Below are 7,536 nucleotides of genomic sequence, written 5' to 3'. Positions count from 1 at the left end.
ATGGATGAAAGATGGCCGGGCCGCCGCGCGCGCGGCGGCCCGGCCATCTTTCATCCATCGAGGGACCGCGATGTTCGCACTGCTCACCCTGCCGCGGGGGCGCGTTTCGCCCCGCCGCGCCGCCACCCTCGCGCCGGACCGCGCGGACCCGTACGGCATCGTCATCCGCCTGCCGCGCGCGGGGATGAACGCCGCCGGACCCGGGCCGGCGCCGCTGATGACCGCGGACGTGGCCGCCGATTGAACCGGCTGCCGCGCGGCCAGGGGAGCCGGAACCCCGCCGCGGTGTACGGGGGGCGGATGATCGTTCCGGCCCGGCCGGACCTCACGGCCGGCTGGCCGGTCACGACGACAAGAATCGAATGATCCGACGGGCTCTGGGTGTCTTCAGCGGCCGCGAATGGGGGCTGCTGCTGGTGCTGCTGACCATTCAGTTCTGCCACGTGCTGGACTTCGTCCTCATCATGCCGCTGGCGCCCATGCTCATGCGCTCGCTGCAGATTTCCGCGCGCGAGTTCGGGCTGCTGGTGAGCGCCTACACGTTCAGCGCGGCGCTCAGCGGGCTGGTGGCGGCGGCGTTCATGGACCGCTTTGACCGCCGGCGCATGCTGCTGTTTCTTCTCACCGGCTTCGGGGTGGGCACGCTGCTGTGCGGGCTGGTGGACGAGTATGCCCTGCTGCTGGCGGCCCGCGTAGTGGCGGGGGCGTTCGGCGGGGTGCTGGCGGGCGTGGTGTTCGCCGTGGTGGGCGACCAGATCCGGCCGGAGCGGCGCGGCACCGCCATGGGCGTGGTGATGGGCGCCTTCAGCGCCGCCTCGGTGCTGGGGCTTCCCTTTGGCCTGTACCTGGCCAACCGCTTTGCGTGGGAAGCTCCGTTTCTGTTCCTGGGCGGCGTGACCGCCCTGGTGATCGCGGGGACGGCGCTGGTGCTGCCGCCCATGCGCGGGCACGTGGCGCCCTCCGGGGGATCGGCGTGGGCGGACCTGGTGGCCGTCGCCCGCGCGCCGGAGCACCTGCGGGCCTTTGCGCTCACGGTGGGCATCATGTTCTCCGCGTTCAGCGTCGTTCCCTTTCTGAGCGCGTACCTGACGGAAAACGCGGGGCTGGCCGAGGCGGACCTGCCGCTCATCTACCTGGCCGGCGGGCTGGCGACGCTGGTGACGGGGCCGCTGGTGTTCGGACCTCTGGCGGACCGCCTGGGGCACGCACCGGTCTTTACCCTTTCCGTCCTCCTGGGCATTCCGGCCATCGTCACGGTGACGCACCTGGGCCCGTCGCCGCTCTGGCTGATCCTGACGGTGACGACGGCCATGATGGTGATGTCGTCGGGGCGGATGATCAGCGCCACGGCGCTGGTGACGGGGATCGTGTCGCCGCGGCGGCGGGGCGGGTTCATGAGCCTCAACTCGTCCATTCAGCAGGGCGCGGCGGGCGCGGCGTCGCTGGTGGGCGGATGGATGATCCGGGGCGGCACCGGGGGCGAGCCCATCCGCGGCTTTGCCCTGGTGGGATGGCTGGCGGTGGCGGCTTCGATACTGACGCTGCTGCTGGTGCGGCTGCTTCGCCCGGCGCAGGCCGAGGCGGCGGTGCCGCAGCTGGACGAGGTGGGGGCGCCGCCGCTGGCCGCTCCGCTGGAAGCGCCGCGCCGCCCCGCCCGGGCCGGCGCCGACCCTCAGGGAGAACGCACGTGAGCGACGACGCGAAGACGAAGACGGACGACAAGGCGAAGAAGGCGAAGAAGAAGGTTTCCGCCGAGTCGTGGCGCGAGGCCCGGGCGCTGATGTGGCACCACCGCCGGTACCTGGGGATCGGCCTGGTGCTCATGCTCATCAGCCGCGCGGCGGGGATCGTGCCGGCGTACGGCTCCAAGTACCTGGTGGACGAGGTGCTGGGCAAGGGCCGCTCCGGCCTCCTCCTCCCGTTGGCCGGCGCGGTGCTGGTGTCCACGCTGCTGCAGGGCGTGACCTCGTTCGCGCTGTCGCAGGTGATCAGCGTGACGGCGCAGCACGCCATTACCGACATGCGGCGGCGGGTGCAGCGGCACGTGACGCGGCTCCCCATCCGCTACTTCGACAGCACGCAGGTGGGCGTTCTGGTAAGCCGGGTAATGAACGACGCGGAAGGGATCCGCAACCTGGTGGGAACGGGGATCGTGCAGCTGGTGGGCGGCGTGTTTACCGCCATCCTGGCGCTGGCCGGGCTGCTGTACCTGAACTGGCTGCTGACGCTGTGCATCATCGCCGTGCTGGCCGCGTTCGGCGGGGCCATGGCGACCACGTTCAAGCGGCTGCGCCCCATCTTTCGCGAGCGCGGCGAGATCACGGCCCGCGTCAACGGCCGGCTGACGGAAACACTGGGCGGAATTCGCGTGGTGAAGGCGTACGGCACGGAAAAGCGGGAGCAGCGCGTCTTCACCCGCGGCGCCCACGAGCTGTTCCGCAACATCGCCCGGTCGATTACGGGCGTGTCCGCCGTGGGATCGTTCGCCACGGTGGTCATCGGGCTGGTGAGCGTGGCGGTGATCCTGGTGGGCGGGCCGGCGATCCTGCGCGGCGACATGACGCTGGGCGGGCTGTTCGCGTACCTGATCCTTACGGGAATGCTGGCCGCCCCGGTGGTGCAGATCGCCAGCATCAGCACGCAGGTGAGCGAGGCGTTCGCGGGGCTGGACCGCATTCGCGAAGTGCTGGCCATGCGCACGGAAGATGACGAGGACCGCGAGCGCGCGGCCTTGGGCGCGGTGCGAGGCGACCTGCGGCTGGACGACGTGTGGTTCGAGTACAACGAGGGGCAGCCGGTGCTGCGCGGCATCAACCTGCACGCGCCTCCGGGGAGCACGGTGGCGCTGGTGGGGAGCAGCGGCTCCGGCAAGAGCACGCTGGTGAGCCTGGTAATGGCGTTCAACCGGCCCACGCAGGGCACGGTGCGCATCGACGGGCGCGACCTGAACGAGGTGCGGCTGGCGGACTACCGCGCGCAGCTGGGGGTGGTGCTGCAGGAGAACTTTCTGTTCGACGGCACGGTGGCCGACAACATCCGCTTTGCGCGGCCGGACGCCACGCGCGCGGAGATCGAGGAGGTGTCGGCGCTGGCGAACGCGGACGACTTCATCCGCGCCTTTCCGGAAGGGTACGACACCGTCGTGGGCGAGCGGGGAATCAAGCTGAGCGGCGGGCAGCGGCAGCGCATCGCGATTGCGCGGGCGCTGCTGGCGGACCCGCGCATCCTGATTCTGGACGAGGCCACGTCGTCGCTGGACAGCGAGAGCGAGTACAAGATCCAGGAAGGGCTGCGGCGGCTGCGGTACGGGCGCACCAGCTTTGTGATCGCGCACCGGCTGTCGACCATCCGCAGCGCGGACCAGATCCTGGTGCTGGAGAACGGGGAAGTGGTGGAGCGCGGGACGCACGCGGAGCTGATGGCGCTTGGCGGGCGCTACCGCGAGCTGCACGACCGGCAGTACGCGTTCGAGCAGGACCGGTTCATCAACCCGGGGGAGGACTTTACCCCCGATCCGGACTTTGCCGCGGCGCCCGCCACCGCGGCCGCGGGGGACTGAGGGACGACTGACGGCGGCCCCCACCCGGGCCGGCACCACCGGCCCACCCTCCCCCAAAACGGACTGGGGGAGGGTTGATGCGCCAAGGGTTCGGCGCCGGGTCGGGTGAGCGAATGATGAATTCGCCGCAACAACGACGGAAAGTCTCCCCAAACAGACGGGGAGACTTCACCTGCACGCGGCGGACAGCCCGGCGCCGGTCTCGAGGTGCGGTTTCAACCGCTGGACGAAGGCCGGCCACACGCACCGTCACCTCACCCGGTGCCGAACGGCTCCCCCTCTCCCGCGGAGCGGGTGGAGGGGGCTGGGGGGAGGGGGCCTCCTTCGGCCGCATCCGCACTGTCCGGATCGCACTGAGATGCTGTTCTCCCCTCTCCGTGCGGCAGTTTGCACGGGGAGGGGCGGGGGTGGGGCCTCCGGAGCCCGCCGCACCCACCGAACCATCACCCGCGCCGGACCTCACCGCACGCGGAGTCCGCCTGTCCCGCACCTTGCGCCCGCGCATCGGAACGGGCAATCATTCGGATATCTCCCATCCCCGCCCCACGCTCCCCGTTTTCCATGCCCGCACTCCGCCGTGGCGCCGCGCTGCTCGGCGCCGCCCTCGTGCTGCTCGCCGCGCCCGCGGCCGCGCAGAAGCGTTCGTCCGGTGACAGCGACGACAGCAGGCCCGTCGTCAGCTATGCGGTCGCCCCTTCCCGCCCGCGCCGTGTACCGCGCCGCGCTGGACGTACTGGAGCGGGACGGCTACCAGATCCGCGCCCGGCTGCTGGACGAGGCGCTGGTCACGCTCCCTCGCCAGGGCACGGATGACAAGGACCTGTTTCCGCAGGTGAGCGTGGAACTGCAGCGCCGCGGAGATTCCACGCATGTGGTGATCTCCAGCGTCGTCGTGAACCGGGAGGGCCGGCCGCTGGGGATGGACAACATGGAAGCGACCGCCGCCATGCTGCTGGCCGAGATGGGGGTGGCCGCGGCCGTGGACTCGCTGGTGGATGCCGGCGGCAACGCCGTCCGCGACGCCGACCCGCGCGAGCAGGGAGACGAGTTCGGCTTTGGCCGCGGCAACCCGGTGCGGGTGGGCGGCGCGGCGGAGAACGGCGCCGCCAACCAGCGCGCCTACCTGGACCGGCTGCGCGCGCCGGGCGGCCAGCGGCTGCGCTACCGCCGGCTGGGCAGCTGCTGCCACTTTCCCTCGCGGTACTCGTCGCAGGGCACCGGCGCGCTGGACGCGTACGAGGTGACGTACGAGGGGCAGGAGGCGCCGCAGGTGATCTACATCGATCTGTACACGCCCCCGCCGGCCACCCAGCGCGCCCCCGAAGGCTTTACGCTGGAGCCGGACGCCAGCGGACCGCGCACGAGCTGAAACTCCGCAGAGCACGGCCGCGTATCAAGTTGGCGTACAGGATGGACCCGAAACCCCGGAGCAAGACGATGGAACCGACGCAGGGCGTACCCGCTGGAGTGCTGATCCGCGACCTGATGATCTTTCAGCTCAAGACCGTGCTGGACGGCATCAAGGACGCCATCGTGATCCCCGCGTCGTTCGTCGCCGTCGCGCTCGACATGCTGGGCGACCGCTCGCGCCGGGGCCGCGCCTTCTACTCGCTCATGGCGGCTTCGGAGTCGTTCGACCGCTGGCTGAACGCCCACGCCGCCGCCCGGACCGCGCAGACCAGCCGCGAAGGGCTGTTCGGCGGCAGCGAGCCCGGCGACGGCAGCTTTATCGGCGGCATTGAAGGCGCCATGTCCGGCGAGCGCGGCGTCGCGCTGCGCTGATCCGCATTCGCCGCGCGGTCCATCGACAAGGAGCGGAGCCGGATTTCCCGGCTCCGCTTTCCGCTTCCGGGCGCAACCAGACAGCCCTCCGCCGGAATGGTCCGGCGGAGGGCTGTTTTCTGGATCGGAAGCTCGCGGCGCGTCAGGCCTGCGGCGCGCCGGCGGGCTGGCCCACGGGAAAGGCGCGGGCGTGCCACGCGCGAGCCAGCGGCGTTTCCCACCGCCCGGCGCGCACGTCGCCCACCTGCGTGACGGTGTTGTCGAACACCACGGTGTCCGGCCCGACCCCGCCGCTCAGGGCGCGCTTGCGAAAGGCGGGGCGGGGTTCCGCCTGCACCGCGCCGTGCTCGTCGCGGAAAAAGACGATGCCGCCGTCGCGCAGCGGCACGCCCAGTTCGCGCTCCAGGTCACCCAGCGTGCGGAACAGCGTGTCGATGGAGCAGCCGGAAACGCCGGTGGCGCGCTCGTCGGCGGCCACGAGCAGGAACTGGCCGTGGCGCAGGTCGCGGCCGCCCACCACGGGCGATCCGTGCGCAGCCCACTGCGCGATGAAGGCGTCCACGTGGTCCGCCAGGCGGCGCTGCTCATCGTCGCTCAGCGGGCGCGCGGCGCCGAACACCCACACGCGGGCGTCGTCAGGGATCTGCGAAAACGGGACTGCGGGCATTGTACTCCTGCCGGTTCGGGTCTGCCCTGAATCTACCATTCCGGTCCATCCCTCAACAGGAGCCGATTGGGGGCCGCATCCGCCGTCCCGGATCATACATCACTGGTCCCGCGGGGCGGAAATCGTTAGCATTCCCCATCATGCGAGCATCCAACCCAAAACCCGACCTTGGGCCCAACACCCCGTTTCTGCGCGTCGGCACGGCGCTGACCGGCGCGGCGTGGGGGCTGTTCCTGGTGCTCATCTGGCAGATGACCCTCTTTCAGGCCCTGCGGATGGACCCGCGGCTGGGAGCGGGCTGGATGGTCCTGGTGACCGTGGCGCTTTTGTTCGTGTACGCGTGGGCGCCGTCGCGGCGGCGTGCCCGGGCGCGGCTGCGCGTCCGCTCGCCGGGGCGGGCCTGGCCGTGGCTGCTGGCCATGGTGCCGGCGTTCGCCCTTCTGCCGCAGGCGCTGTGGGTGGCGCTGCTGGCCTTCGGGCTGGCGCACGAGCCGGAGGCGTACAAGCCGGTGGAGGACTTCATCGCCAGGCCGTTCGGCGAGCCCGCGTTCTGGTTCCTGGCCATCCTGGCGGCCCCGCTGCTGGAGGAGTTCGGGTTCCGCGGCTGGGTGCAGCGTCCGCTGGAGCGCGGGTTCGGCGCCATGCCGGCCATTGCCGCCTCGGCGGCCCTCTTCGCCTTCGCCCACGCCGATCCGGAGCAGTTCCCGGTGCTTCTGGCGGGAGGGCTGGTGCTGGGCAACGCGGTGTACGCCAGCCGCTCGGTGTGGAGCGGTGTGGTGCTGCACGTGTCGTGGAACCTGGCCGCGTTCGCGCTGGACCTGTTCGCGCGCGACGTGGAGGTGGCGGGGAAGGGATGGACGTGGGGCGCTCCCGCCGCGGGCGTCGCGGCGGTGTGCCTGGTGTGGTGCGCGTGGCTCGTCCGGCGCATGCAGGACGCCGCCGCCCCGCGCCCCCGCCGCGCGCGCCTGACCCCCGCCGCTGCGGGCCCGTCGCCGGACTGACCCGTCCGGGGCTGCGTTGGGAGGCCAAGCACTCTCCGCGAACAACAGCCTCACAGCCGTATCGTGAGGCTTTCAGCCGTTGTTGCGGCGACTTCAGTCGCTCAGCTTTCGGCCGGCGCTTCCCTGAGCGGATGAATCCGCCGCTCGGACGGCGGAAAGCCCCGGCTCGTGGCCGCGGTCGCGTCCCCGATCGAGGCTTGCGCCGCGTACACATCGCGGGCGCCGCCTCCTCGCGGGCAGCGAGGTTGGAACGGGCGAAGAGCAGATCCTTCGTCGGCGCCACGGTTCGGCGCGCCCGCAGCTCCGTCCGGCGCCTCCTCAGGATGACAACTTGTTGGCGTGTGGCGGTTTGTGCGCCACGCACCGACACCGCCGCCGCGGTCCGCGCAGGCGGACTTTGTGCGTTTCCACCGTCGTGTTCATCCGCTCTGGACAGGCGGACGCGGAACCGACGCCGCATGGGGATGACCCCGGACGCGGACGCTCGTCAACGAGGAGGATGTGCGGCGTCGTGGCCGGCCCGGGCG

7 protein-coding genes are annotated in these 7,536 nt (G+C 71.4%); 6 read left to right on the top strand and 1 reads right to left on the bottom strand.

The genetic code is table 11. From position 1 onward, the window contains the following. Window positions 1-70 precede the first annotated feature (70 nt). From VF665_RS12260 to VF665_RS12240, 5 genes are all read left to right on the top strand, one after another. Window positions 71-244 carry a hypothetical protein gene (locus VF665_RS12260; RefSeq protein WP_331053710.1) on the top strand — a complete coding sequence of 58 codons (174 nt, stop codon included), beginning with the start codon at window positions 71-73 and terminating at the stop codon, window positions 242-244. A gap of 118 nt (window positions 245-362) precedes the next feature. Beyond that, window positions 363-1,691 (top strand): MFS transporter, encoded by a 1,329-nt coding sequence (locus VF665_RS12255; protein ID WP_331053709.1) that lies wholly within the window; start codon window positions 363-365, stop codon window positions 1,689-1,691. Beyond that, on the top strand, window positions 1,688-3,559 hold the full coding sequence (locus VF665_RS12250; RefSeq protein WP_331053708.1) for an ABC transporter ATP-binding protein: 1,872 nt from the start codon (window positions 1,688-1,690) through the stop codon (window positions 3,557-3,559). The genes VF665_RS12255 and VF665_RS12250 overlap by 4 nt, the downstream gene beginning before the upstream one ends. 682 nt (window positions 3,560-4,241) lie before the next feature. Next, window positions 4,242-4,928 carry a hypothetical protein gene (locus VF665_RS12245; RefSeq protein ID WP_331053707.1) on the top strand — a complete coding sequence of 229 codons (687 nt, stop codon included), beginning with the start codon at window positions 4,242-4,244 and terminating at the stop codon, window positions 4,926-4,928. A 68-nt stretch (window positions 4,929-4,996) separates the two neighbouring features. After that, window positions 4,997-5,341, top strand: a complete 345-nt coding sequence (locus VF665_RS12240) for a hypothetical protein (protein WP_331053706.1) — start codon at window positions 4,997-4,999, stop codon at window positions 5,339-5,341. Between the two features lie 142 nt (window positions 5,342-5,483). On the opposite strand, the gene VF665_RS12235 is transcribed toward VF665_RS12240, so the two are convergent. Then, window positions 5,484-6,008, bottom strand: a complete 525-nt coding sequence (locus VF665_RS12235) for a hypothetical protein (RefSeq protein WP_331053705.1) — start codon at window positions 6,006-6,008, stop codon at window positions 5,484-5,486. Window positions 6,009-6,148: 140 nt separating this feature from the next. On the opposite strand from VF665_RS12235, the gene VF665_RS12230 reads away from it, so the two are divergent. After that, window positions 6,149-7,009 (top strand): type II CAAX endopeptidase family protein, encoded by an 861-nt coding sequence (locus VF665_RS12230; protein ID WP_331053704.1) that lies wholly within the window; start codon window positions 6,149-6,151, stop codon window positions 7,007-7,009. Window positions 7,010-7,536: the final 527 nt, after the last annotated feature.

The organism is Longimicrobium sp. (genome assembly GCF_036387355.1).
Classification (GTDB): domain Bacteria; phylum Gemmatimonadota; class Gemmatimonadetes; order Longimicrobiales; family Longimicrobiaceae; genus Longimicrobium.
Note: the sequence above shows the minus strand (reverse complement) of the source record. Positions and strands in the feature narration are given on the sequence as shown.

Excerpts from the sequence above, each read along its gene's own strand:
- VF665_RS12260 (WP_331053710.1), top strand. The coding sequence starts at position 71 with ATGTTCGCACTGCTCACCCTGCCGCGGGGGCGCGTTTCGCCCCGCCGC.
- VF665_RS12255 (WP_331053709.1), top strand. The coding sequence starts at position 363 with ATGATCCGACGGGCTCTGGGTGTCTTCAGCGGCCGCGAATGGGGGCTG.
- VF665_RS12245 (WP_331053707.1), top strand. The coding sequence starts at position 4,242 with ATGCGGTCGCCCCTTCCCGCCCGCGCCGTGTACCGCGCCGCGCTGGAC.
- VF665_RS12240 (WP_331053706.1), top strand. The coding sequence starts at position 4,997 with ATGGAACCGACGCAGGGCGTACCCGCTGGAGTGCTGATCCGCGACCTG.
- VF665_RS12235 (WP_331053705.1), bottom strand. The coding sequence starts at position 6,008 with ATGCCCGCAGTCCCGTTTTCGCAGATCCCTGACGACGCCCGCGTGTGG.
- VF665_RS12230 (WP_331053704.1), top strand. The coding sequence starts at position 6,149 with ATGCGAGCATCCAACCCAAAACCCGACCTTGGGCCCAACACCCCGTTT.